The sequence below is a fragment of the Thalassospira marina genome (assembly GCF_002844375.1).
GTDB classification, from domain to species: domain Bacteria; phylum Pseudomonadota; class Alphaproteobacteria; order Rhodospirillales; family Thalassospiraceae; genus Thalassospira; species Thalassospira marina.
In genome coordinates this window covers 4,310,684-4,333,762 of the sequence record NZ_CP024199.1, presented here as the reverse complement: position 1 = coordinate 4,333,762, position 23,079 = coordinate 4,310,684, and the positions used below count along the sequence as shown (strand labels likewise).

At 52.2% G+C, this 23,079-nt stretch carries 25 protein-coding genes; 17 read left to right on the top strand and 8 right to left on the bottom strand.

The window, feature by feature from the left end; translation table 11 throughout:
• Window positions 1-138 precede the first annotated feature (138 nt).
• On the top strand, window positions 139-1,275 hold the full coding sequence (rlmN, locus tag CSC3H3_RS19710; protein ID WP_425444984.1) for a dual-specificity RNA methyltransferase RlmN: 1,137 nt from the start codon (window positions 139-141) through the stop codon (window positions 1,273-1,275).
• 90 nt (window positions 1,276-1,365) lie between these two features.
• On the opposite strand, the gene CSC3H3_RS19705 is transcribed toward rlmN, so the two are convergent.
• Complete coding sequence (locus CSC3H3_RS19705; RefSeq protein WP_101285939.1) at window positions 1,366-2,406, bottom strand: aldo/keto reductase; 1,041 nt, start codon at window positions 2,404-2,406, stop codon at window positions 1,366-1,368.
• 52 nt (window positions 2,407-2,458) lie between these two features.
• On the opposite strand from CSC3H3_RS19705, the gene CSC3H3_RS19700 reads away from it, so the two are divergent.
• Both CSC3H3_RS19700 and CSC3H3_RS19695 read left to right on the top strand, forming a co-directional pair.
• On the top strand, window positions 2,459-2,863 hold the full coding sequence (locus tag CSC3H3_RS19700) for a winged helix-turn-helix transcriptional regulator (RefSeq protein WP_101285938.1): 405 nt from the start codon (window positions 2,459-2,461) through the stop codon (window positions 2,861-2,863).
• 332 nt (window positions 2,864-3,195) lie between these two features.
• Entirely contained in the window at window positions 3,196-4,092 is an 897-nt protein-coding gene (locus CSC3H3_RS19695) for an EamA family transporter (RefSeq protein ID WP_101285937.1), read from the top strand.
• Window positions 4,093-4,144: 52 nt separating this feature from the next.
• Here the strand turns inward: CSC3H3_RS19695 and CSC3H3_RS19690 are convergent, their stop codons facing one another.
• From CSC3H3_RS19690 to CSC3H3_RS19680, 3 genes are all read right to left on the bottom strand, one after another.
• Window positions 4,145-4,510, bottom strand: a complete 366-nt coding sequence (locus tag CSC3H3_RS19690; RefSeq protein ID WP_101265352.1) for a Dabb family protein — start codon at window positions 4,508-4,510, stop codon at window positions 4,145-4,147.
• A gap of 355 nt (window positions 4,511-4,865) precedes the next feature.
• Window positions 4,866-6,128 (bottom strand): murein transglycosylase A, encoded by a 1,263-nt coding sequence (gene mltA, locus CSC3H3_RS19685; RefSeq protein ID WP_245881191.1) that lies wholly within the window; start codon window positions 6,126-6,128, stop codon window positions 4,866-4,868.
• Window positions 6,129-6,376: 248 nt separating this feature from the next.
• Window positions 6,377-7,075: a Tim44/TimA family putative adaptor protein gene (locus tag CSC3H3_RS19680; protein ID WP_157831965.1), complete on the bottom strand. Its 699-nt coding sequence runs from the start codon at window positions 7,073-7,075 to the stop codon at window positions 6,377-6,379.
• Between the two features lie 295 nt (window positions 7,076-7,370).
• Here CSC3H3_RS19680 and CSC3H3_RS19675 point away from each other — a divergent pair, with 295 nt between their 5' ends.
• The gene (locus CSC3H3_RS19675) at window positions 7,371-7,952 is read left to right on the top strand and encodes an FxsA family protein (protein ID WP_101265346.1); all 582 of its coding nucleotides are present in this window, start codon (window positions 7,371-7,373) and stop codon (window positions 7,950-7,952) included.
• A gap of 80 nt (window positions 7,953-8,032) precedes the next feature.
• Here CSC3H3_RS19675 and CSC3H3_RS24730 read toward each other — a convergent pair whose 3' ends face one another.
• Window positions 8,033-8,197 (bottom strand): hypothetical protein, encoded by a 165-nt coding sequence (locus CSC3H3_RS24730; protein ID WP_157831964.1) that lies wholly within the window; start codon window positions 8,195-8,197, stop codon window positions 8,033-8,035.
• Window positions 8,198-8,395: 198 nt separating this feature from the next.
• Here CSC3H3_RS24730 and secB point away from each other — a divergent pair, with 198 nt between their 5' ends.
• Window positions 8,396-8,890: a protein-export chaperone SecB gene (secB, locus tag CSC3H3_RS19670; protein ID WP_101265344.1), complete on the top strand. Its 495-nt coding sequence runs from the start codon at window positions 8,396-8,398 to the stop codon at window positions 8,888-8,890.
• A 104-nt stretch (window positions 8,891-8,994) separates the two neighbouring features.
• Here the strand turns inward: secB and hemJ are convergent, their stop codons facing one another.
• The 3 genes from hemJ to hemE all read right to left on the bottom strand — a co-directional run bounded on the left by hemJ (window position 8,995) and on the right by hemE (window position 11,757).
• Window positions 8,995-9,423, bottom strand: a complete 429-nt coding sequence (hemJ, locus tag CSC3H3_RS19665) for a protoporphyrinogen oxidase HemJ (protein WP_101285934.1) — start codon at window positions 9,421-9,423, stop codon at window positions 8,995-8,997.
• Between the two features lie 35 nt (window positions 9,424-9,458).
• A complete protein-coding gene (hemH, locus tag CSC3H3_RS19660; protein ID WP_101285933.1) occupies window positions 9,459-10,553 on the bottom strand; it encodes a ferrochelatase in 1,095 nt (364 codons plus the stop codon).
• A 166-nt stretch (window positions 10,554-10,719) separates the two neighbouring features.
• Window positions 10,720-11,757, bottom strand: coding sequence for a uroporphyrinogen decarboxylase (gene hemE, locus CSC3H3_RS19655; protein WP_101285932.1), 1,038 nt, complete (start codon window positions 11,755-11,757; stop codon window positions 10,720-10,722).
• 530 nt (window positions 11,758-12,287) lie between these two features.
• On the opposite strand from hemE, the gene CSC3H3_RS19650 reads away from it, so the two are divergent.
• The 12 genes from CSC3H3_RS19650 to rho all read left to right on the top strand — a co-directional run bounded on the left by CSC3H3_RS19650 (window position 12,288) and on the right by rho (window position 23,040).
• Window positions 12,288-13,118: a pyruvate, water dikinase regulatory protein gene (locus CSC3H3_RS19650; RefSeq protein WP_101265337.1), complete on the top strand. Its 831-nt coding sequence runs from the start codon at window positions 12,288-12,290 to the stop codon at window positions 13,116-13,118.
• On the top strand, window positions 13,115-13,711 hold the full coding sequence (locus CSC3H3_RS19645; RefSeq protein WP_101265335.1) for a Maf family protein: 597 nt from the start codon (window positions 13,115-13,117) through the stop codon (window positions 13,709-13,711). Before CSC3H3_RS19650 ends, CSC3H3_RS19645 begins: the two co-directional genes overlap by 4 nt.
• A 57-nt stretch (window positions 13,712-13,768) precedes the next feature.
• Complete coding sequence (locus CSC3H3_RS19640) at window positions 13,769-14,641, top strand: shikimate dehydrogenase (RefSeq protein ID WP_101285931.1); 873 nt, start codon at window positions 13,769-13,771, stop codon at window positions 14,639-14,641.
• A gap of 20 nt (window positions 14,642-14,661) precedes the next feature.
• Window positions 14,662-15,255 carry a dephospho-CoA kinase gene (gene coaE / locus CSC3H3_RS19635; RefSeq protein WP_101285930.1) on the top strand — a complete coding sequence of 198 codons (594 nt, stop codon included), beginning with the start codon at window positions 14,662-14,664 and terminating at the stop codon, window positions 15,253-15,255.
• Window positions 15,256-15,265: 10 nt separating this feature from the next.
• A complete protein-coding gene (dnaQ, locus tag CSC3H3_RS19630) occupies window positions 15,266-15,961 on the top strand; it encodes a DNA polymerase III subunit epsilon (protein WP_101265329.1) in 696 nt (231 codons plus the stop codon).
• 29 nt (window positions 15,962-15,990) lie between these two features.
• Complete coding sequence (locus CSC3H3_RS19625) at window positions 15,991-16,872, top strand: substrate-binding periplasmic protein (protein WP_101285929.1); 882 nt, start codon at window positions 15,991-15,993, stop codon at window positions 16,870-16,872.
• Between the two features lie 249 nt (window positions 16,873-17,121).
• A complete protein-coding gene (locus CSC3H3_RS19620) occupies window positions 17,122-17,913 on the top strand; it encodes a (Fe-S)-binding protein (protein ID WP_101265325.1) in 792 nt (263 codons plus the stop codon).
• Between the two features lie 3 nt (window positions 17,914-17,916).
• Window positions 17,917-19,347, top strand: coding sequence for a LutB/LldF family L-lactate oxidation iron-sulfur protein (locus CSC3H3_RS19615; protein WP_101285928.1), 1,431 nt, complete (start codon window positions 17,917-17,919; stop codon window positions 19,345-19,347).
• A gap of 16 nt (window positions 19,348-19,363) precedes the next feature.
• Window positions 19,364-20,056 (top strand): LutC/YkgG family protein, encoded by a 693-nt coding sequence (locus CSC3H3_RS19610; protein WP_101285927.1) that lies wholly within the window; start codon window positions 19,364-19,366, stop codon window positions 20,054-20,056.
• A gap of 435 nt (window positions 20,057-20,491) precedes the next feature.
• Entirely contained in the window at window positions 20,492-21,160 is a 669-nt protein-coding gene (locus tag CSC3H3_RS19605; RefSeq protein WP_101265319.1) for a Smr/MutS family protein, read from the top strand.
• Complete coding sequence (locus tag CSC3H3_RS19600) at window positions 21,157-21,513, top strand: helix-turn-helix domain-containing protein (protein WP_101265317.1); 357 nt, start codon at window positions 21,157-21,159, stop codon at window positions 21,511-21,513. Before CSC3H3_RS19605 ends, CSC3H3_RS19600 begins: the two co-directional genes overlap by 4 nt.
• 264 nt (window positions 21,514-21,777) lie before the next feature.
• On the top strand, window positions 21,778-23,040 hold the full coding sequence (gene rho / locus CSC3H3_RS19595; protein WP_101265315.1) for a transcription termination factor Rho: 1,263 nt from the start codon (window positions 21,778-21,780) through the stop codon (window positions 23,038-23,040).
• Window positions 23,041-23,079 lie beyond the last annotated feature (39 nt).

The window sequence follows — 23,079 nt, the reverse complement described above, 5'->3', positions numbered from 1 at the left end:
GCAGCCAATAGCGACATGGCCCCGCAACATCAGGATTCTGATGTGGTGAGCGCCCAAAGTGCGCCGCGTTCGGCCGAAATTGCTGATCCGTCCAAGCCCGGTCTGGCCGATTTTGTCGCCCGTGCCAAAGGCGGCCTGATGGCCGATGGCCGCAAGGACCTGATTGGCATGACCCGCGAGGAACTGACCGAAGTTCTTTCTGGCATGGGTGAAAGCAAGTTCCGCGTCAAACAGCTGTGGAACTGGATGTATAACCGCGGCGTCACCAGCATTGATGGCATGACCAATATTTCGGTCAAACTGCGCGAACGCCTGAGCCAGGATTACGTTATTGGCCGCCCGGTCCTGACCGCCGACCAGCTTAGCGAGGATGGCACCCATAAATGGCTGATGCGATTTGGCGATGGTAACGAAGCCGAAGCCGTTTATATCCCTGATCGCCACGAAGAACGCGGTGCGGTGTGTGTTTCTTCCCAGGTGGGCTGCACACTGACCTGTAAATTCTGCCATACCGGCACCCAGCTTTTGGTGCGCAACCTGACACCGGGTGAAATTATCAGCCAGTTCATGGTGGCACGTGACAGCTATGGCGAATGGCCGACCCCGGCCAATGGTGTACGCCGGCTTTCCAACATCGTGATGATGGGCATGGGCGAGCCGCTGTTTAACTATGAAAATGTTCGCGATGCCCTGCGCATTGCCATGGACGGCGAAGGCATTTCAATTTCACGCCGCCGCATTACCCTGTCCACGTCGGGTGTTGTGCCTGAAATCGTGCGCGCGGGCGAAGATCTGGGGGTTGGCCTGGCAATTTCATTGCATGCACCTGATGATGATCTGCGCAACGAAATCATGCCGATCAACAAAAAATACCCGCTAAAAGAACTGATGGAAGCCTGCCGCCATTATCCCGGTATGTCCAATTCACGCCCGATCACCATGGAATATGTGATGTTAAAAGGCGTGAATGACCAGCCCGAACATGCGCGTGCGCTGGCGAAACTGGTGAAGGGCGTTCACTGCAAATTCAACCTGATTCCCTTCAATAAATGGCCGGGATCGGATTATGAATGCACACCGACATCAGGCATCAAGAAATTTGCCAATACGCTGAACGAATATGGCTATGAAGCGCCAATCCGCTGGCCGCGTGGCCGTGATATTCTGGCTGCCTGTGGTCAGTTGAAATCGGAAAGCCAGCGCCAGCGCAAATCCCGCGTTTGTAAAGGCGATGCCCCGACTGCCACCAACAGCGATACGGTTGCCGCACAGTAATTGCAGATACTGGCAAGACGGCAAGACCGGGCAGCACACAGATAATTTAAACGGGCGGGACCCTTTCCTGCCCGTTTTGTTTAGGTGCTTTCATAAAACCGGGCCATTTAGCGCCAAACGGCGATACCCGGCTGCCTGGCAGGTTTTATCAAGCAGATCATAGGGATAACCGGCCTGAAAGGCGAAGGCCTGATCAAGACTGGCAAGATCATCGTCTGATAGCACAACATCACCTGCCGAAAGACAGCCGTTTAACTGATCAAGCGTGCGCGGCCCCAAAACAGGGAATGTCCCCTTGGCCAGCAACCAGGCCAGTGCAATTTCCGCCCGGCTTTTATGCAGGCGACCGGCCATTTCTGCCAATTTTTCCAGGGCAGGGACCAGATGGGCATTGTTATGGTGGTTATGGTTATGAGGATTTGATTGGCGGCTTCCCGCCCCCGCAACATCGCCCAAATCAGCCATATCCTTTGCCAGAACCCCGCCAAATAGCGGTGACCAGGCCATCATCGCCATGCCCGATGCCTTTGCAAAGGGCAGATATTCCCGTTCGATCGCGCGTTCAGCCAGGTTATATTGCATCTGCATCACGCTAGGCGGTATCAAACCGGCCGATTTTGCCAGCATAAAGGCCGATGCCACACGCCAGACCGGCATATTGGACAGGCCGACATATAAAATTTTGCCCGCCCGCACCAGATCATCAAGCCCGCGCATGATCTCATCGATTGGGGTGATGCCATCATCAAAATGGACAAAATAAACATCGATATAATCGGTTTTCAGGCGTTTCAGGCTGCCTTCAACCTCGATCTTCAGGGATTTGCGATGATTGCCATGGGTGGCAATGGCAGGTGTTGCCTCTGCTGTGCGACAATATTTCGAGGCAATGACAAATTCATCGCGCCGATGACCTGCCAGAAAATCCCCTAAAAAGGTTTCGCTTTGCCCCCCCTGATAGGCACTGGATGTATCAATAAAATTGCCGCCAGCAGCATGAAAATGCTGCAAAATCATGCGGGCTTCGTTGGCGTTGCTTTGCCCGCTGGCGGATTTTCCCATACGTGCTGTTCCCAATACCAGTTCCGATACGGCCAAACCGGTATTCTGGCCCAATAAACGATATTTCATCTATAATCTCCGTATGTGATGGCAACCAAAGACATAGGGAGCATTGATAAGTTTGGGAAGAACGCACAATAATATCAGTAACTTACCAAAAAGTAAGTCACACTGCCTTGGCCCGGCGGGATCCGCCGCACAGGTAAAGGCCGGTATTGCTGCCCTGGCAGGACGCTGGAAAATCGAAATCCTGTTTGCCTTGATGTCGCATGATGGCCCCTGCCGCTATTCCATGCTGGAGCGCGATATTGATGGCATTTCCCAAAAAATGCTGGCCCAGCAATTACGCGAGCTTGAACGCGATGGCCTGATTTTCCGCCAGATTTACCCGGAAATTCCACCAAAGGTGGAATATTCCCTGAGCGAAAGCGGCAGCGCCCTTCGTGAACCGTTACGCGCCCTTAAAATTCTGGGTCAAACCCTGCAACAGCAGGATAACGACAAAGCACAGGAAGCGGAAAAGTAGGGCCATCGTCCGCCAGCCACACCTCCACCAGGACCTGCCAAGCCACTATCAAATCGCTCTCAAGTCTCTCTCAAGTCACTGCCAAATCGCTACCAGAACCCTGAGGGTCCCGCCGGTAATCCTCAAGCGAAGCCATAGGGAGGATCGCAAAATACCTGCGCATTCTAAAAAATTGTCGCGGTGACATTGTTTCAATTTACCTGCCGACACGGCCGCACTAGCGTTAAGCATTCAACAGGGTTAACCACCTGATTTTGCGGCGTATTATTCGATGCTAACCACGAAAATGGGCAAAGCAGCCCGCTTTTATGCCTATGCGGAGTTCCCCGGAAATGTCACTGCGTCAGTTCCTTGCCATATTGCTGGTTGTTGTCATCTGGGGGGCGAATTTTACCGTTATCAAAATGGGGCTGGGTGAAATTCCGCCTATTTTGCTGTCGGGATTACGCTTTGCCTTTGCTGCCATTCCCGCCGTGTTTTTTCTGCCGCGCCCGAAATGCCATTGGGGTTATGTCGTTGGTTTTGGGGTGGTTCTTGGCTGTATCAAGTTTTCACTGCTGTTTATTGGCATGGATATGGGCCTATCGGCGGGGCTGGCATCGCTGGTATTGCAGGTCCAGGCGTTTTTTACCGTTATTCTGGGCTTTGTTTTCCTGTCCGAAAAAATCGCACCGCATCGCTATCTGGCAATGCTGGTAGCCTTTTCCGGTGTTGCGGTACTGATGCTGGTCAGTGACGGTTCCGTCACGATTACCGGGCTGTTATTGGTAATTGCTGCGGCCTGCGCCTGGGGGGTGGCCAATATCATCATGAAACGGGCTGGCAAAATCCAGATGCTGTCTTTTGTTGTCTGGGCCAGCCTGGTGCCGCCCATTCCCCTGATCCTGTTATCGATCCTGACAGAAGACCGCGCCAATCCGGCCTATCTTCTGGACCATATCAACTGGACGGGGATTGGTGCCATTCTTTATCTGGCCTATCCGGTAACCCTGCTGGGTTTTGCCATTTGGGGGCGGCTGCTTTCGACCCTGCCGGTCGGTCTGGTCGCACCTTTCAGCCTGCTGGTGCCGATTGTTGGTATGGCAACGTCGGCACTGGTTTTGGGCGAACAGTTTGATTTCTACAAAATCATCGCTGCCCTTTTGGTCATGGCGGGCTTGCTGATCAATATTTTTGGTGAAAGGCTGTTTAAACTTCTTAACAGGCCCCAAAAAGCCAAAGTTAATTAAGAAAATTCAACATCAGAATTTATCAAAAATATCTAAACATCGATATTTTCAATCATCCCCAGCTTGCCTGCAATTTGCGCGGGCGCTCCGGCCCGGCAGGGGGTGCCGGATCAAGTTCGATATTCATGACCAGAATACCACCAAGCCCCCCTTGTGCCAGTTTGATCAGGCGATGTCCGGTATGGTTCTGATCAAGGCCGGACAGATACTCGTTCCTGGCACCGGCATCGACAAAATCGATGGTGAAAGCATGGGTAAAACCTTGATGCAGCCCATCCTTTTCCAGGCTGCGGCCACCGGAAAAGGCCAGCATTCCCTTTGTTTTCAGGGCAATATCCTTAAGGGCTGCAAATACGGCATCCCTTTCGGCCGGATCGGCATGATAAGGTACCTGTACCAAAACAATATGACGGATCACGTCGTGCGTCCCTGCCTGATAACGGGATGATTTATGGTTTTATGTCGTTAAAAGCCAATTTTCATAAGCAGGCAGCACACCGAACCAACCCAGCCAGCAACAGGCAGAATAGGCCAAGGCACCCAACCCAGTGACAGCAACAAACCTGCCATCACAGCACCAATAAGGTACCTCAGCCTGACGCATCAACAGAGTACCCAACGATAGGACCTTATCCTGTTTCAGGCTTATGCCAATTCAGGGCAAAAACTGGTTCTTATCCTAGTCTTGATCCTGATCCTGGCCTGGTCCCGGTCCCAATTCCCAAGTCACTGGCAGTAACGGTTAAAACAAAACCTGCTAAAGAAAATATGCTTTAGTTTTTATCCTGCCGGTTTGTTGCAGAGTCAGCAATGGAAATACTGCGTGGTAACAAAAGATACGTTTGGCCCTGCCGGTTCATATGACCGGCATGCAAAGCAGCCTTTTCACCCGGCCCAAAAAAGATATCACCGCGAACCGGCCCGCGAATGGCCCCGCCCGTATCCTGGGCAATCATTAATTGATGAAAATTGCGATCCACATTCATCGCATCGCGGGTTTCAAGCCAGATCGGCACGCCCATGGCATGGAAACGCCGATCAACCGCAAGGGACCGTTCGGTTTCAATCGGCACTCCCTGCGCGCCCAGCGGGCCGGCATCCGGGTCACCGGGCAATTGCCGGAAAAAGACATAGGATGCGTTCATATTCATGACATCCTCGGCCTGATCGGGATTGTCATGCAGCCATTGGCGAATGGTTTGCAGTGATACGGTTTTAGGGGTTAGAGCACCCCGTTTGATCAGCTCCCGGCCAATGGCGAAATAGGCCTGGCCGTTGGTACCGGCATAGCCGACCTTTAAAATGCTGCCATCATCCAGCACAACCCGGCCCGAGCCCTGAATTTGCAGGAAAAAGGCATCGACGGCATCATCAACCCAGACAAGTTCAAGTTCACGGTTGGAAAGGGCACCTGCCTCGATCTCGCTGCGATTAAAATAGGGGACCAGTTTGCTGCCGGTTAAACGGCCAACCGCCTTTTGGCCCTTCAGCTCGTCACGAAAAGCACCCAGATCAATATCGATCATGTCATCGGGCTTAAGATAAAGCGGAGTTTGATAGGCATCATGCCGGGTCAGGCTGCCGCGAAGTTCCGGTTCGTAATAACCGGTAAAAAGCCCTACCGGATCATTGTTGTTGCCCGCACGGTAAGGGTTAAAAAATGTCTGGAAATAGGTGCGCAGGTCTTCATTGCGGATGGTTTGGGTATCAATCGCAAGGGCAGTTTCACAGGCCGGGCGCCATTGGGCTACGGTCCCCATGCGCGGGTCCGGGCCGATATCCTTGTCATTGGCACGCTTTAACATCCGTTCGCAGGATCGCTGAAAAGCAACCAGGGCAGGCTGCATATTATCGCTTTGCCAGCCATCAAGGTCGGTAAAACGGGCAGGGGTCAGGGTAAGATGGTCCGGCTTTTCAGGGGGCGTAATATATTTGGCAATCTGCGGCCAATAAAACCATGCCGCACCGCCAGCAACCAGAATTGCAATAAAACCGGCAAAAATGCTGATTAACAGGGAAGAACGTTTGTTATTCAAAAAAGCCGCCATTTACCTGAAACGAACGAAAACCACCACTGGCACAGTGTCGCGGGAAACGGTTAAAAAACCAGAAGCAACCCTGGCAAATCCACTTAAAAACCGGGTGATTTGGCACAAAAAAAGGTGAAACTGCACAACACAGTTCCACCTTTTTAATTCGGATAAAGCCCGTCAGAACATTTCAGCCCGAAGACACTTGTTCCGCATCCGGACCGCATCAGGCCCCAAACGCCAAATCGCTGAAATCAGCCTTCATCATCCGGCGTTTCAGTGGCAACCAGCTGCCAGTTCGGATCGGAGCTTTCAAGATTGCGGGCAAACGTCCAAAGATCTTCGGCTTCGATCACGTTATTAGGATCACCGGAAATCACATCACCCGCCTTGTTGCGCATGATCGAGACTTCCTCGGAAATGAATTTCACCGTGATATAGGCCGTGCGCCCTTCGACGCTAGCATCGTGAATCACCGCCGATTTGATACCAACCAGGGTTGTTTCTTCGTGTTCATCGCTGGTCGCACGGTCATCAATCGCACTGGAGAAGTTTTTATAAACTTCCGGCGACAGCAGCGAGCTCAGCGTATCCTTGTCGCCCTTGGCAAAGCTTTCAACGATCATTTCAAAAGCCATGTGTGCGCCATTGAGGAATTCCTGCTGGCTGAAAGACCCGTCAGCAAGCTGGATCTGGGTCAGGGCCGGGCTGGAAACCGTATTTTCAGCGGTGCTTTTACGGTTTGAATCAGGCAGGCGATAGACATTGTCACTGCCATGCTGGGCAGTGCTATCGCGCGGCGAGGTGCCATTTGCGTCATTCTGGGTACGACGCCCGTAAACATCGGTTGGGCCCTGCTTTTCGTTGCCGGTTTTGCGGCCCAGCACGCTGCGCAGGCGCAAAACCAGGAAAATGGCGATCAGAGCAAATAGAATGATATCAAAATATTGCAATTCCGGACTCTTGCTTTTGGGGTGTCGACGGACGGCAACCGCCATCATACAGCCTGTGTTCGTGAAATGGTATGACCTTATCTGAATGCAAGGGCAACTATCGAACCAGGAAAAATGTGATCAACTTCACCAGAACATCGACAAACGTGCTAAAACAACATCAGATTGCTGGCGCGATGCCGCATTTTTGTCCAGTTATGTCGGTATCGCAGCAGCTTGAGAGCATTTGATACAGAACGGCCTGCTATTACGCCTTCTGTTTATTTACAAATAGCCAGCGCCAGACGGAGCAATTATGGGCTTTATTCTTTTTGGCATTTTTGTCGTCATGCCAATCGTTGAAATCGCGGTTTTTATTCAGGCTGGAGAACTGATTGGTTTGTGGCCAACCATTGCGATTGTCATTTTAACGGCAATTCTTGGCACATCGATCATGCGGGTCCAAGGCCTGCAAACCCTTGCCCGTGCCCAGCAGGAACTTGATCGCGGCGAAATGCCGCTAGGTCCGCTCTTTGACGGTGTCTGTATCCTGATTGCCGGTATCCTGCTGCTGACACCGGGTTTTGTAACCGACACGATGGGCTTTTTACTGCTGATCCCACCGCTGCGCCGGGTGATTGGCGCAGGTGTGATCCTAAAATTGATGAAATCGGGCAAAATGCGCATGTCCTTTGGCGCCAATTCCCGCCAAAGCAGCTATCGCCCGGGCGGAAACCCGTTTGGTACTGGCAGCACATCATCGGGCGGGCAGCGCCGTGGCAGCAGCGGCCCGATCATTGATGGCGATTATGAAGACCTTGATCAGCGAAATGGCAATGCCGGTGGAACCCCACCTGACCAGGATGATCAAAACCGCAATCTACCGCCAAGGGATTAGGGATAATCCCAGCGGACCAAACGCAGAAAACCGAACAAAACGATTTCTAAGGCCGGGTCATATGCCCGGCCTTTTGCTTTTTAAAATCCGCAACCTGCCAAAGCCCGAAAAAAACCAGCTTCAAAACCATTAATCATCGCTGATTCGTACTGGAAAACGGATGCAAATCTGTTGGTGATAAATGGCAGAAAAGGTGCAAAAACTTCTTTGCCCACGCCTTGATCTTGCCCGTCTGTTCCAGACATGCTAGGCCATCAGGCGTTATTTTTCGCGGTGCCCAGTCGGGGGCCGCACCTTTTGGTGTCAGAAATAAGCCGGTTTCGCGACGGGTTCCGAGATATCTGGGAGGGAAGTCCGAAATGCCGGTATCTCGTATCTCGTATGATCAGAAATGAACGGCTTTTTCCTGACCGAATTCCAAGATCTTAGGGAGTTATCTTTTAATGGCTGAAAATACCACCGGTGCAGAAGGCGCGGAAGCAGCACAACAGCAGGCTGGCAATCCGATCACCATTCATGCCCAGTATATCAAGGATTTGTCGTTCGAAAATCCGAATGCGCCGGAAAGCGTTGCCCTGCAACAGCAGCCGAAAATCAACATCGACGTTGATGTACAGGCCCGCACGACCGAAGACCAGCGCCTGCATGAAGTGGTTCTGAAAATTGACGTTCAGGCAGAAGTTGCCGAAAAGGTCGCCTTCATTGCCGAACTGCAATATGGCGCCGTTGTTACCCTGAATGTTCCCGATGAACACCGCCTGCCGGTTCTTCTGATCGAAGTCCCGCGCCTGCTGTTCCCCTATGCTCGCAAGATCATTGGCGATCTGACCGCAGATGGCGGCTTCCCGCCGCTGATGATGCACCCGATCGATTTTGCCGATCTGTTTCGCAAGAAATATGCGCAGGCAGCCGAAAGCACCCCGGCCGGGAACGCCTGATTTTCCTGATTTAGATAACAGGAAAATACCCTGATACGTAAAAACCCCGCTTCAAAAGCGGGGTTTTTTGCATTTTAACATTCAACAAGGCGCAAAATTCAAAATCAGAATGGTTTGCTGATGACCATGAAGACGATGATAATCATCAGGATTGTCGGCACTTCATTCAGGATACGATAGAATTTTGCCGATTTGGTATTGGCACCTGCCTCGAACGCCCGGCGATATTTTGACAGCATCATATGGGCAATCGTCATCAGCACCACACACAGAAGTTTCACGTGAAACCAGCCCTGTGTCATGGCACCGGTCGCGCTGATCAAATATCCGCCGAAAATCCAGGTGGCGATCATGGCCGGATTCATAATCGCGCGCAGCAGGCGACGTTCCATCACCTTGAATTTTTCATCGGCTTCCGAGCCCGGTGCAACGTCACAATGATAAACATATAAACGCGGCAGATAAAGCATACCTGCCATCCAGGCGATAACGCTGATCACGTGCAGTGATTTGATAATGCTATATAAATCCATCGATCTCTCGGTTTTGATTTTTTAAAGCAGGCAGATCACTGCGCGGCACCTGGCTGTTTGGCTGTTGCGCATACATGATCATCCGGGCACCACCAGCCACGGGTCTGGGCACTATCGCTGTCCACACCATGCGCGTCGAGTGCTGTTTGTGTGTCATGTATCACATTCACGAGACCGGCAATAAATTTGGGATGCGAACATACGGTTCTGACGCGTTCGTAAACCGGGATATTCAAATGATCGGCAATTTCGCGATATTCGATATCCAGCTCGACCAGAGTTTCGGAATGTTCGGTTACAAATGCGATGGGCACAATAACCAAAGGAACGCCATCCTGACCGGCACGTTTGATTTCATCTTCGGTTGATGGTCCGATCCATTCCATCGGACCAACCCGGCTTTGATAGCTGACAAGCCAGTCCAGACCTGGAATTGCCAATTGATCAACCACCGCCTGGGCGGATTTTTCAATTTGCGACTGGTAAGGATCATTACGTTTGGTAATCACGGCCTTGGGCACACCGTGGGCCGAAAATAGCAGGCGCGGGGCACCCTTGTTTTCAGCCTGCGCCTTTTCATACCCTTCGCGAACCATATCGGCCGTGGCATTAACAAAGCCGGCATTGGTCGGATAACAACAGGCCGTTTTCATCGGAACCGTCAAACCCGCATCGCGACAGGCCCGTTTCCAGTCCTTGACCGATGATCCGCTTGTTGTAGTTGAAAATTGCGGATAAAGCGGCAGCAGAATCATTTCATCTGCGCCCCAGGCCTTTACCGCACGGGCTGTTTCATCGGCAAAAGGCTTCCAGTAGCGCATGGCAATGAAACAGCGATTGTCAAAACCATCATCAAGATCGTTCAGGCTGGTTTCCAGGGCATTGGCCTGATCCTGGGTCAGTTCCAGAAGCGGGGATTTCCCGCCAAGATGGGCATAAATCTCCTGGGCGACCGGTTCACGCCGCGATGAAATCAGCTTTGCCAGCAAAAACCGGAACGGATTGGGCAGGCTGATAATGGCCGGATCATTAAACAGATTGAACAAAAACGGTTTTACGGCTTCAGGGCCGTCCGGACCACCAAGGTTAAACAGGATGATGGCACGTTTTTTTCGAACTTGATCAGGCATAGACACTATCCTTCTGACACTTCGCCGAAACGAAATGCACGATTGGCCGTAAATCAAAAAATCCGCTTTGTTCCTGCGCACAGGATGACAGGAACTCTCAATTAAGCAATGAAGTTGCGTTTCATTACGAATTGATTTTTCCGATGGATTTCATTGATTGAAGAATTCATTCGCCGCGACGAATGAATTCCACCAATTTCCCGACATTTTCAGGGGAGGTTTCCGGCGTAATCCCGTGACCAAGATTGAAAATGAACGGCCCCTTGCCAAGCATATCAAGAATGCGCCGGGCTTCGGCCAGCATTTCATCACCACCGGTGATCAGATACATCGGATCAAGATTACCCTGGACCGGACCAAGCTTTTGCAGATTTTCGGCAACCCATTTCAGGGGAACGCCACTATCCAAACCAACTGCATCTACACCCGTCAGATTTTTGAAATCCATCAGGTGCAAACCCGCACCCCTTGGAAAGCCAATGATCGGCATATCCGGGTGCACAGCCTTGATATTGGCAACAATCTTACGGGTTGGTTCGATAACCCAGCGATGGAACCCGTTTTCGGACAAAACACCGCCCCAGGTTTCAAAAAGCTGAATGGTTTCTGCACCTGCCTTGATCTGGGCAAGCAGATACTGGGTTGTGGCTTCAACCAGAATATCGATCAGTTTTGAAAAACCGGCCGGATCGCCATAGGCAAAACGGCGGATATTGGCAAAATCCTTGCTGCCTTTGCCTTCAACCATATAAGTCGCCACCGTCCAGGGGGCACCGGCAAAGCCAATCAGGGCTGTATGGTCAGGAATGGCAGAAGAAAGTTTGCTGACGGTTTCATAAACCGGTGCCAGCACATCGTGAATTTTATCGATATTAAGCCGTGAAAGGCCTGCTTCATCGCGTATGGGATCAAGCTGGGGGCCTTCACCCTGCTTGAATGCCAAATGCTGCCCTAGCGCCTGCGGAATGACGAGAATGTCGGAAAATAGAATTGCGGCATCAAAATCATACCGGCGCAGTGGCTGCAGTGTTACTTCGCAAGCCAGATCGGGGTTATAACAAAGATCAAGGAACGAACCGGCCTCAGCCCGTGTGGCACGATATTCCGGAAGATAGCGACCTGCCTGGCGCATAAGCCAGATGGGCGGGGTTGGCAGGGTTTCACCGGCTAACGCACGCAGAAACAGCTTCTTTTGGTTAGGCATATATTTGTCCAGTTCCTGTTTTTTGATCCCCGGTCCACGGTGCCCGAGATGGGCTGTGACCTATCCAGGCCGTTTTTCCACCGTTCTCCTAACAAAACACTTTTAAAGAAAAAAGGATGTTGTTTGTTAGTGGTATCCTGTGGATAACCGGGATTAAATTTGGTTCACATCTTATCCACATTCCGACTCGGATAATTTGATCCGTCGCAATCGATCTTGGGGAAAACTGGGGACGACTCCGAACGACTCTGAGACTCTGCCTTGGGAAAAGACGATTTTGAATAATGTGGATAATGGGGAATAAACTGGTTTTGTGCCCGTTATCCCTGCTATCACGGGACAAATTTTCCGGTTATCCATAGCGGGACAATTGATTTGAGGAATTTTGTAAAGGGCTTGGGATAAAATTCGTCTGATGAATTTTGCCGGAGTCGCACCCGTTATGCACATTTATCCACAGGCCCGACTCCGACTCAGGCAAACGTGCTTAAAAAACTGCGTAAAAAACAGGCATTCGTGATGGAGCAGATATGAACGACAAGACCAGCATTTTTCATCTGCACCTTGTTTCGGATTCAACCGGTGAAACAGTGGACGGCGTTGCGCGCGCCTGTGTTGCCCAGTTTCCCGATGTTCAGGCCCATGAACATGTATGGCCGCTGATCCGCACCGATGCCCAGCTTGCCCGTGTTCTGGCCGATATTGAACGTCATCCGGGGATTGTTCTTTATACGGTGTTTAACAGCGAGATCCGTCGCAAGCTTGAAGAAGGGTGCCGGCGCATGCAGGTGCCGCACAGCCATGTGCTGGATACGACCATCACCATGATGGCTGGTTATCTGGGCCAGCAGTCGCACGGGCGGATTGGTGCACTTCACAAAATGGACGAGGATTATTTCAATCGGATCGAAGCGATTGATTATGCCCTTAGCCATGATGACGGGCAGGCGACCTGGGACCTGGAAGATGCTGATGTGGTGATTGTTGGTGTTTCACGTACGTCAAAAACACCAACATCGGTTTATCTCGCCAATCGCGGGATCAAAACCGCCAATATTCCCTTTGTTCCGGGATGCCCGTTGCCGCCGGAGCTTGACCAATTAAAAAAGCCGCTGATCATTGGCCTGATCAAGGATGTGGATCAGCTTGTTTCCATTCGTAAAAACCGGTTACGCCAGATCGAGCGCGGTGAGGGGGGAGACTATGTTGATCCGGTTGCCGTCCGGGCAGAGGTTTTTCAGGCAAGACGCTACTTTACGCAGCGCAACTGGAAAATTATCAATGTCACCCGTAGATCGATTGAAGAAACCGCAGCCATGATTATGGCGACCCTGCATGACCGTCGGGAGGAAAATGAATGAACCGTCTTGTTTTGGCATCTGGCAGCAAGGCCCGTTTGATGATGCTGCAAAATGCCGGTGTTGATTGTGAAGCCGTGGCTTCGATGATTGATGAGGACGGTTACAAACAGGCCATGAAGGCTGAAGGGGCATCGGCAATGGAAGCGGCCGAAACCCTGGCAGAAATGAAAGCCCTGCGTATGTATCGCCAGCGGCCCGATGCCATTGTGATTGCGGCTGACCAGATGCTGGAATGCAATGGTATCTGGTTTGATAAACCCCAGGACCGCGACCAGACCCGCGCGCAGCTTCAGGCATTGCGGGGAAAACGCCACCAGCTTGTGTCGGCAGCGGTGGTTTACAAGGAAGGGTCGCGTATTTGGGGTAAAATCGATACCGCCCATTTGACCATGCGCAATTTCAGCGATGAATGGCTGGAATGGTATTTGGACCAGGCAGGCGAGGAAATTTTTCACTGCGTAGGTGGCTATCAGCTGGAAGGTTTGGGCGCGCAGCTTTTTACCGAAGTAAAAGGCGATTATTTCACGGTTTTGGGCATGCCGCTTTTACCCCTGATTGGTTTTTTACGTGATCATGGTGTTCTGCAGGCCTGATTTGGGCCGTGGATTCCATACCTTATATTGATATTGCCTGCGACATACGGATTTCAGATGGATTTCAGCAATTCAGATCGCCTTCAGACATTATCGGGGACATCGCGCCTGGCCGGGGTGATGGGCTGGCCGGTTGCCCATTCCAAATCGCCGCGTCTGCAGGGGTACTGGCTGGCGAAATATGGGATTGATGGCACCTATATGCCTTTGCCAGTTGCCCCTGAAAATTTTGCATCTGCCGTTAAATCCTTGCGCGATCTGGGCTTTGCCGGTGTGAATGTGACGATCCCGCATAAACAGGCCGTTTTTGATGTTTGTGATGAATTGAGTGATCGTGCGCAGCGCATTGGTGCGGTCAATACCGTGACATTTGCCGATGATGGCAAAATCCTGGGCGATAATACCGACGGGTTTGGGTTTATCGAAAATTTGCGCCAGAACGCACCGGATATTGATTTTGCCCGCGGGCCAGCCATTGTTTTGGGTGCGGGTGGGGCTTGTCGGGCGATTATCGTGTCGCTACTGGATGAAAACTGCCCGGAAATTCGCCTGTTAAACCGCACAAAGGCCCGTGCCGATGCCCTGGCCGATGAAATTAACGATCCCCGAATTACTGTTGTTGAGTGGGATCGGATTGATCATTGCCTGGAAGATGCAGCATTGTTGGTCAATACCACCAGTCTTGGTATGGTGGGGCAGCCGCCATTGGAAATTGACCTTGCCGGTTTGGCCAAGCAGGCGATTGTTACCGATATCGTTTATGCACCGCTTAAGACCGGGCTTTTGGCCCAGGCCGAAGGCCGCGGAAATCCTGTTGTTGATGGTTTGGGTATGCTTTTGCATCAGGCACGACCGGGATTTCATTGCTGGTTTGGCATTGACCCGGTGGTAACACCCGAATTGCGCGATTTCGTTTTGGGCACATCGTAGGAATGATGGGATTTTCGTAAATGGAAATTCTGGGTCTTACCGGGTCTATTGGCATGGGTAAATCAACGGCGGCGGGCATGTTTCGCCATCTTGGTGTGCCGGTTTATGATGCTGATGCAAATGCCCATCGCCTGACGAAGCCTGACGGGGCGGCCTTTGCCGATATTGCTACACTTTTCCCTGATGTGATTGTGGATGGCAAAATTGACCGCCAATTACTGGGCGCGCGGGTTTTTGGTGATCCGGCAGCACTAAAGGCGTTGGAAGGCATTTTGCACCCCCTGATCCGGGCGGCACGAAACGATTTTATCCGCAATTGCCAACGGGCAGGCTTTGCCCTGGTGGTTCTTGATATTCCATTGCTGTTTGAAACCGACGGGCAAAAGCAGTGTGATAATGTTGCGGTGGTATCGGCCCCGGCCTTTATTCAAAAGCAGCGGGTGATGAGACGCCCGGGCATGAGCCCGCAGAAATTTGCCGAAATCCTTAAAAAACAGATGCCTGATCGGGAAAAACGGCGGAAAGCCGATTTTATTATTCCAACCGGGCTTGGACGTGCGGTGACATTTAGAGTCATTCAGTCCATTATCAGCGAACTGACACATCGGAATTAACGGACCTGCCATGCGTGAAATCGTTCTCGATACGGAAACCACTGGCCTTGACCCCTATGCCGACCATCGGCTGGTTGAAATCGGCTGTATCGAACTGGTCAATCACATGCCGACCGGCAAGCAGTATCATCAATATATCAATCCGCAGCGGTCGATGCCCAAAGAGGCCTTTGACGTGCACGGCCTGGGTGATGAATTTCTGGCAAAACAGCCGGTCTTTGCCGAAGTGGTCGATGATTTCCTGGCTTTTATTGGAACTGATTCCAAGCTGGTGATTCACAATGCCGCGTTCGATATGAAATTTTTGAACGCGGAACTGGGCTGGCTTAACAAACCATTGATCGCCAATGACCGTGCGATTGATACGGTGCAGATAGCGCGCAAAAAATTTCCCGGATCACCGGTAAGTCTTGATGCCCTGTGCCGCCGTTTTAAAATTGATAACTCGAACCGTACGCTGCACGGCGCGCTTTTGGATTCCGACCTTCTGGCACTGGTCTATCTGGAGCTTTTGGGCGGGCGTCAGCATGGTTTGGGACTGGATGCCAATGCATCGGATGCTGCCGGTGGTGACGTTTCCCGGCAGGTCAGCAGATCGGCAAAGCCCTATCGCGAGCCACGGCCGCATATGGCAAAGCCCGAAGAAGTCACACGTCACCAGGCCTATATTTCAGAAAAAATAAAAGATGCTGTCTGGTTGAAATAGCACATACCATTTGGGGGTGAGGGGTATTTATGGGTCAGAAAAAGCGGGGTTTTTTCTGCCTGACAGGATGGACAGGCACAGTCCTTTTATTGCTGGTTTCCCTGACGGGACAGGGGCTGGCACAAACAGAGAACCCGGCAGCAAAAGCGGTAAAATCATCACCGCAGATGATGCCTTATGTTCTGCATCAAAGCTTTCCGCGCAATGCCGGGGAAGGAAGGCCGGAACAACTGTTTTTTGATGAGTTGGCCCGCGCGCTTTTTAAAGATGCAGGGCTTAGCTTTAGTGAACAGGACCAGCAGCCCTGGAAGCGTGCCTATCAGGAAACCCTGTATGGGCCGCGCCATGTGATTTACCCGACCACCCGGACCACCGACCGCGAAAATGATTTGAAATGGGCCGGGCCGATCAGCCGGACCTTCTGGAATTTATATGGTCGCAAGGATGCTGGCTGGACTGATCAGAAGCTGGCGGACATATTTGCATCGGCGCGCATCGGTGTCGCCATGGGATCAGCCCGCGAGGATTATTTGCGCAAACGCGGGGCGAAAAATATAGTCTCGGTTCCGCGTGATGATCAGCTGTTTGCCATGCTGCAGGCGGAACGTATTGATGTTGTCGCCATGGGGGCAGCATCGGTTGATTTTTTCAGCAACGACCCGGAAAACCAGGGGATCGAGCTGGGCCGGCTGGCCAGTTATCGGGTGTGTTACCTTTATTTCGCGCTTAGTAAAGACAGCGCCAATGGCGATGTGGCAAAGCTGCAAAACAGTCTTGAGGCTTTTTACCAGGATGGGCGGTTTCTTGCCATGCGCCGCGATTTTGACCTGAGTGCTGACCCCGATAGTGAATTTATCCAGGCGCTGGCTGATCCCAAAAACCGTGATATTGGTTGCGTTGATATAGAATAGATAATTTCGATAAATCTTGTTTCGTAATTTTTGGCCATTTCTATAGGTATTGAAGCTGTTTTGGAACCCGTTGGAACTTTTAGGCATTGGTATTTGGCGGGTTAATTTCCCGCCTTATCCATCTGGCTTTTATCAAGTGCTGGACCGTAGAATGCAAAATTGGTAATACCAGTTAGATGTTTTCGGCAAAAGAGCAAGCAGATCCCGCACATCATGTTTGCCAATGCGCCTATCAGAGAGGGAACCAGAATGTCTTCTGCGCCATCGTCGCCATCATCCAAGCCACGGGTGGGCCTGTTTGTGACCTGTTTGGTCGACATGTTTCGCCCCACTGTGGGGTTTTCGGCGGTGAAACTGCTTGAAGAAGCAGGCTGTATTGTTGATGTGCCGATGGAGCAGGTATGCTGCGGCCAGCCGGCCTTCAATTCCGGTGATCTGGAATCGGCGCGCAAGGTGGCAAAGCCCCTGATTGCGATGTTTGAAAACCATGATTACGTGGTCGCCCCCAGCGGTTCCTGTGCGGGCATGATGATCAAGCATTTTCCCGAACTGTTTGCCAATGACCCGGAACTGGCTGAGCCGGTAAAGGCATTGGCAGGCAAAACCTGGGAACTGGTTTCGTTTTTAACCGATGTGATGAAGCTTGATGGCGTTGCCGCCGCCTTTGATGGCAGCATTACCTATCATGATAGCTGTTCGGGCCTGCGGGAACTGAAGGTCAAGGAACAGCCGCGCAAATTGCTGCGCACTGTTAAGGGCCTTGAGATCAAGGAATTGCAGGAACCCGAAACCTGCTGTGGGTTTGGCGGGACATTCTGTGTCAAATACCCGGAAATTTCCGGCAAGATGGTGGGTGACAAGACCACGGATATTAAAAACAGCGGTGCTGACATGCTGGTGGCGGGCGATATGGGCTGCCTTTTGAATATGGCAGGCAAGCTGCGCCGTGAAGGATCGGATATCGAAGTTCGCCATGTTGCTGAGGTTCTGGCGGACATGACAATGGCTGCCCCGGGCATTGCCGGTACGGAAAAGGGCTAGGTCATGGAACAGTCAACATCGCCGAAATTCAAACAGAATGCCCATCACGCCCTGCATGATGCCAGCCTGCAGCGTGCCCTTGGCCGTCTTAAAACCGGTTTCAAGGATAAACGCACCGCTGCCATCGCCAATATGCCGGAATTTGAGCAGCTTCGTGATACCGCGCGCGACATCAAAAACCATACCCTGGCCAATCTTGACCATTATCTGAGCGCGTTTGAAGCCAATGTCATTGCCAATGGCGGGCATGTGCACTGGTGCGCGGATGCCGAGGAAGCCCGGCAAACGGTTTTGAAGATTTGCCAGGATAAAAAGGCCAAATCGGTGCTGAAGGGCAAATCGATGATTTCGGAAGAAATCGGCCTGAATGCCTTTTTGGAAAAACAGGATCTGAAGGTCGTTGAAACCGACCTTGGTGAATATATCATCCAGTTGCGCAATGAACCGCCCAGCCACATCATTGCTCCGGCCATCCATGTTCATAAGGAACAGGTGGCAGACAGTTTCCGTGAAACCCATAAGGGGCGCGATATTAACCGCCCGCTTGATGAACCGCGCGATTTGCTGGATGAAGCCCGCGAAGTGATGCGTGAGCATTTCTTTGCTGCCGATATCGGCATTACCGGCGCCAATTTTCTGATTGCGGAAACGGGAACGTCGGTGATTGTCACCAATGAAGGCAATGGCGACCTGACCCAGACCCTCTCGAAGGTGCATATTGCCATTGCCAGCCTGGAAAAGGTGGTGCCCACCCTTGAGGATGCATCAACCATTCTGCGGGTTCTGGCGCGGTCGGCAACCGGGCAGGAAATGTCGTCCTATACGACTTTTTCCACCGGGCCAAAGCGCGATGGCGACCTGGATGGGCCGGAAGAATATCATGTCATTTTGCTTGATAATGGCCGGTCCAATATGTTGGGCACCGAATTTCAGGAAATGTTGCGCTGTATTCGCTGTGCGGCCTGTATGAACCATTGCCCGGTTTACGGGGCGGTGGGCGGCCATGCCTATGGCTGGGTTTATCCGGGGCCGATGGGGTCAGTTTTGACGCCATCGCTGATTGGTGTGGATGAAGCCGGGCATTTGCCCAATGCATCAACTTTTTGCGGGAAATGCGAGGAAGTCTGCCCGATGCGTATTCCCCTGCCAAAAATGATGCGTCACTGGCGCGAACGCGAATTTGAAAAACATCTGGGGCCGCAATCCATGCGGTTTGGCATCCGTTTATGGGCCTGGTTTGCCAGCCGACCGGCACTGTATGGCAAGGCAACAGGTTTGGCCGTACGGGTGTTGAAATCCATGGCCGGGCGCAGCCAGAAGATTGGTAAATTGCCGCTTGCAGGCGGCTGGACCGACATTCGCGATATGCCAGCCCCCGAGGGCAAAACCTTCAAACAGCTTTGGGCGGAACAGCAAGCCGCAAAAAAAGCCTGACGCCGGAGCAGATTTTATGAACCAGTCATCATCATCTTCGCGCAATGCCATTTTGGGCCGTATCCGCAAAAATCTGGGCCGTGATACCGGCCCGCAGGATGCCCCGGCCGAGGTCGTGGCCAGGCTTGCCAACCCGCCGCGCAATATCATGCCGGCCCGTGCACAGATTGATCATAAAGCCCAGCTTGATCTGTTTGTTAAAATGGCCGAGGAAGTAGCCGCTTCTGTCAGCCGGATTGACACGATTGACGCCGTACCGGGTGAAGTTTCGCGTTATCTGGCGGAGCATAACCAGCCTGCGGTGGTCCGCCTGGCACCGGATGCGGCAATTACCGGCATGGATTGGGCTAAGACCACGCTTGAAACATCAAGTGGTGTTGCTGGCCCGCAGGATATGGTCAGCGTGACACCCGCCTTTGCGGCGGTGGCTGAAACCGGCAGCCTGATGCTGCGTTCCGGCCCTGATCAGCCCTATACCCTTAATATGCTGCCAGATACCCATATCGTTGTTCTGAAAACCAGCCAGGTTGTGGGAACCTACGAGGAAGTGTGGGGTTTGCAGCGGCAAAATCAGGGGCGCGGCACCATGCCACGGACATTTTTGTGGGTTACCGGCCCGTCACGGACTGGCGATATCGAACAGACCCTGCAATTGGGTGCCCATGGGCCACGGCGTTTGCATATTATTCTGGTCAATGACGACGCGTAAGGCGCTTTTTCTGTGCGCAGACCCGGCGTGATATTGAATATCGCCTCCCAGGCTGACTGACAGATTGCACAAAAACAAAAGCCGGTGGGAATTCCTGCCGGCTTTTTTGCTGATTGTGGGCTGGTATTGCCGGTTTCGTGGTCCGAATTTGGGTAATGCAGGTCAAAAGCAGTGATTTGGCGGTTATTGGAAGCATATTTCGGCTGTGTATTGCCCATGAGGGCTGTTTATGGCGGTGTTTTAGTTTGTTACCGATATACTTGTGCGCCTTGGTCAAAATACAGTAGCTGATTGCTGATCGAAAAGCAGAGGAACGGGCTATTGCAAAAGAGAAACGCATTATTTGCCGAAAACTTTGTGATTTTGGAAAATTTCGCTGGTTTCGGGCGTTTCTGTGCGATGCATTTTTTAAACATTCCGGCTATATGTTAGCCAATGACAGATCGTAAGAACCATCGCCGTCGCCGCAATGTGACAGAATCGGAGAAAGCCCTGTGGGATGCTTTCACCCGTGATGTCATGCCTTTGCGCGCGCGTCGCAAAGGTTTGCGCGATGAGTTTGATAATGCGCTGGAAGAAGAACTGGCGATGGTTGCCAGCCAGAACAGCAGTGATACCGCCATTCCGCCAACCGCGTCGCTGGGCGATGAAATTGCGCGTTCAGAAGCAAACAGGCTGGCACGTAATCTTCCCTCGGCCAGGGATGCCAACCGCACGCCAGCGCCGAAAAACCCCGGTTTGCAGGATATTAAAACCGGGAATACTGCCGGTATTGATCGGTCAACGGCGGACCGGTTTAAAAAGGGCCGTATGCCCATTGAAGGGCGGATCGATTTGCATGGCATGACCCAGGAAGTGGCCCATCATGCCCTGAATGCCTTTATCGAAAAGGCCTGGCGCAATGATAAACGCTGTGTATTGGTCATTACGGGCAAGGGTAGCCGTGCCGATGAATATGGCCGCACCGGCCTTTTGCGCCAGCGATTGCCACAATGGCTGAGTGCGCCACGGCTGCGCCCGCATATACTGGCTGTTACCCAGGCGCAAATCGGCCATGGTGGCGCCGGGGCCTTTTATGTTTTGTTGAAACGGAGACGTGTGTGACACCTTTTGGCAATCGCATTCGCGAATTGCGAACGCGCCAGAATGTAACCCTGACGGAAATGGCAACCGCGCTGCAGCTTTCGCCGGCCTATCTTTCGGCGTTGGAGCACGGGCATCGTGGTCGGCCGAGCCCGGGCCTGGTCCAGCAGATTTGCGGATATTTTAATTTGATTTGGGACGAAGTCGATGAGATAAAACGACTGGCGCAATTGTCCCATCCCAAGGTGACGGTTGATACCGCCGGTCTGGAACCCGCAGCGACCGAACTTGCCAATCTTTTGGCCGAACGCATTGCGGGATTAAATCAGGATCAATTGACGCGTATGCTGCGGATTGTGCAGGAGCGCGGTTGAAATTACCCGTCAGTGTGACCTCAATCACATTGATTGCGGGTCTTTGGCCCAAAGCGGTTTGACTAATCACCAGATCGGCGTTATCTGTTTCTCATGTTTCGTCACGTTCTGCACGAAACGTCCCTACCTTAAGCAATCAGCGGTTTATTGTCGGTATTCGTATGTCGTATCTCCAAATGCGACACGGAAAACTGTACTCAAATATCGCCCTTCCATCCTTACCTATTCGCCCTTTCCGGCAATCACAGATCATCATACGCACATATGCATCTCCAGGAACTGAAACTTAAATCTCCGACCGAGCTTCTGGCCCTTTCGGAAGAGCTCGAAATTGAAAATGCCAGCACCTTGCGCAAGCAGGAGCTGATGTTTGCCATTCTCAAGCAGCTTGCAGAAAACGATCATGCCATTTACGGCGAGGGTGTTCTGGAAGTGCTGCCGGACGGTTTCGGCTTTTTGCGCAGCCCGGAAGCCAACTATCTGGCTGGTCCGGATGATATTTATGTCTCGCCAAGCCAGGTTCGCCGGTTTGGTCTGCGTACCGGTGACACTGTTGAAGGGCAAATCCGTTCACCCAAGGAAGGGGAACGTTATTTCGCGCTGCTCAAGGTCGACAAGGTCAACTTTGATGCGCCGGAAAAAGTCCGTCATCGCATCAACTTTGACAACCTGACGCCGCTTTATCCGGATGAATCCCTGAAAATGGAACGTCATCTGGACCAGGAAGGCAACAAGGACATCACCAACCGGGTGATCGAACTTGTATCGCCGCTGGGTAAAGGTCAGCGTGCCCTGATCGTCGCGCCGCCGCGCACCGGTAAAACCGTGATGCTGCAGAATATCGCGCATGCGATCGAGGAAAACCACCCGGAAGCCTATCTGATCGTTCTGCTGATTGACGAACGCCCGGAAGAAGTGACCGACATGGACCGTTCGGTGAAGGGCGAGGTTATCAGCTCGACCTTTGACGAACCGGCACAGCGTCACGTCCAGGTTACGGAAATGGTTCTGGAAAAGGCCAAACGTCTGGTCGAACACAAGCATGATGTTGTCATCCTGCTCGACTCGATCACCCGTCTGGCGCGTGCATACAACACCGTGGTCCCAAGCTCGGGCAAGGTTTTGACCGGTGGTGTCGATGCAAACGCCCTGCAACGTCCGAAACGTTTCTTTGGTGCTGCGCGTAACATCGAAGAAGGTGGCTCGCTTACCATTATTGCGACCGCGCTGATCGATACCGGCTCGCGTATGGACGAAGTCATCTTTGAAGAATTCAAGGGTACGGGTAACTCCGAACTTATCCTGGATCGTAAGCTGGCTGACAAACGTATCTTCCCGGCGATCGATATTCTTAAATCGGGTACCCGTAAGGAAGAGTTGCTGGTTGGCAAAAACGAGCTGTCGAAAATGTGGGTACTGCGCCGTATCCTCAACCCGATGGGCCCGCAGGACGCGATGGAATTCCTGCTTGGCAAGCTCAAGACCACCAAAAACAACGACGACTTTTTCGATTCCATGAATGGATGATGTCATTGGCGCCACAAGCACCTGACAGCCGGAATGGTA

Excerpts from the sequence above, each read along its gene's own strand:
- rlmN (WP_425444984.1), top strand. The coding sequence starts at position 139 with ATGGCCGATGGCCGCAAGGACCTGATTGGCATGACCCGCGAGGAACTG.
- CSC3H3_RS19705 (WP_101285939.1), bottom strand. The coding sequence starts at position 2,406 with ATGAAATATCGTTTATTGGGCCAGAATACCGGTTTGGCCGTATCGGAA.
- CSC3H3_RS19695 (WP_101285937.1), top strand. The coding sequence starts at position 3,196 with ATGTCACTGCGTCAGTTCCTTGCCATATTGCTGGTTGTTGTCATCTGG.
- CSC3H3_RS19675 (WP_101265346.1), top strand. The coding sequence starts at position 7,371 with ATGGGCTTTATTCTTTTTGGCATTTTTGTCGTCATGCCAATCGTTGAA.
- CSC3H3_RS24730 (WP_157831964.1), bottom strand. The coding sequence starts at position 8,197 with ATGTCTGGAACAGACGGGCAAGATCAAGGCGTGGGCAAAGAAGTTTTT.
- secB (WP_101265344.1), top strand. The coding sequence starts at position 8,396 with ATGGCTGAAAATACCACCGGTGCAGAAGGCGCGGAAGCAGCACAACAG.
- hemJ (WP_101285934.1), bottom strand. The coding sequence starts at position 9,423 with ATGGATTTATATAGCATTATCAAATCACTGCACGTGATCAGCGTTATC.
- hemH (WP_101285933.1), bottom strand. The coding sequence starts at position 10,553 with ATGCCTGATCAAGTTCGAAAAAAACGTGCCATCATCCTGTTTAACCTT.
- hemE (WP_101285932.1), bottom strand. The coding sequence starts at position 11,757 with ATGCCTAACCAAAAGAAGCTGTTTCTGCGTGCGTTAGCCGGTGAAACC.
- CSC3H3_RS19650 (WP_101265337.1), top strand. The coding sequence starts at position 12,288 with ATGAACGACAAGACCAGCATTTTTCATCTGCACCTTGTTTCGGATTCA.
- CSC3H3_RS19645 (WP_101265335.1), top strand. The coding sequence starts at position 13,115 with ATGAACCGTCTTGTTTTGGCATCTGGCAGCAAGGCCCGTTTGATGATG.
- CSC3H3_RS19640 (WP_101285931.1), top strand. The coding sequence starts at position 13,769 with ATGGATTTCAGCAATTCAGATCGCCTTCAGACATTATCGGGGACATCG.
- coaE (WP_101285930.1), top strand. The coding sequence starts at position 14,662 with ATGGAAATTCTGGGTCTTACCGGGTCTATTGGCATGGGTAAATCAACG.
- dnaQ (WP_101265329.1), top strand. The coding sequence starts at position 15,266 with ATGCGTGAAATCGTTCTCGATACGGAAACCACTGGCCTTGACCCCTAT.
- CSC3H3_RS19625 (WP_101285929.1), top strand. The coding sequence starts at position 15,991 with ATGGGTCAGAAAAAGCGGGGTTTTTTCTGCCTGACAGGATGGACAGGC.
- CSC3H3_RS19620 (WP_101265325.1), top strand. The coding sequence starts at position 17,122 with ATGTCTTCTGCGCCATCGTCGCCATCATCCAAGCCACGGGTGGGCCTG.
- CSC3H3_RS19615 (WP_101285928.1), top strand. The coding sequence starts at position 17,917 with ATGGAACAGTCAACATCGCCGAAATTCAAACAGAATGCCCATCACGCC.
- CSC3H3_RS19610 (WP_101285927.1), top strand. The coding sequence starts at position 19,364 with ATGAACCAGTCATCATCATCTTCGCGCAATGCCATTTTGGGCCGTATC.
- CSC3H3_RS19605 (WP_101265319.1), top strand. The coding sequence starts at position 20,492 with ATGACAGATCGTAAGAACCATCGCCGTCGCCGCAATGTGACAGAATCG.
- rho (WP_101265315.1), top strand. The coding sequence starts at position 21,778 with ATGCATCTCCAGGAACTGAAACTTAAATCTCCGACCGAGCTTCTGGCC.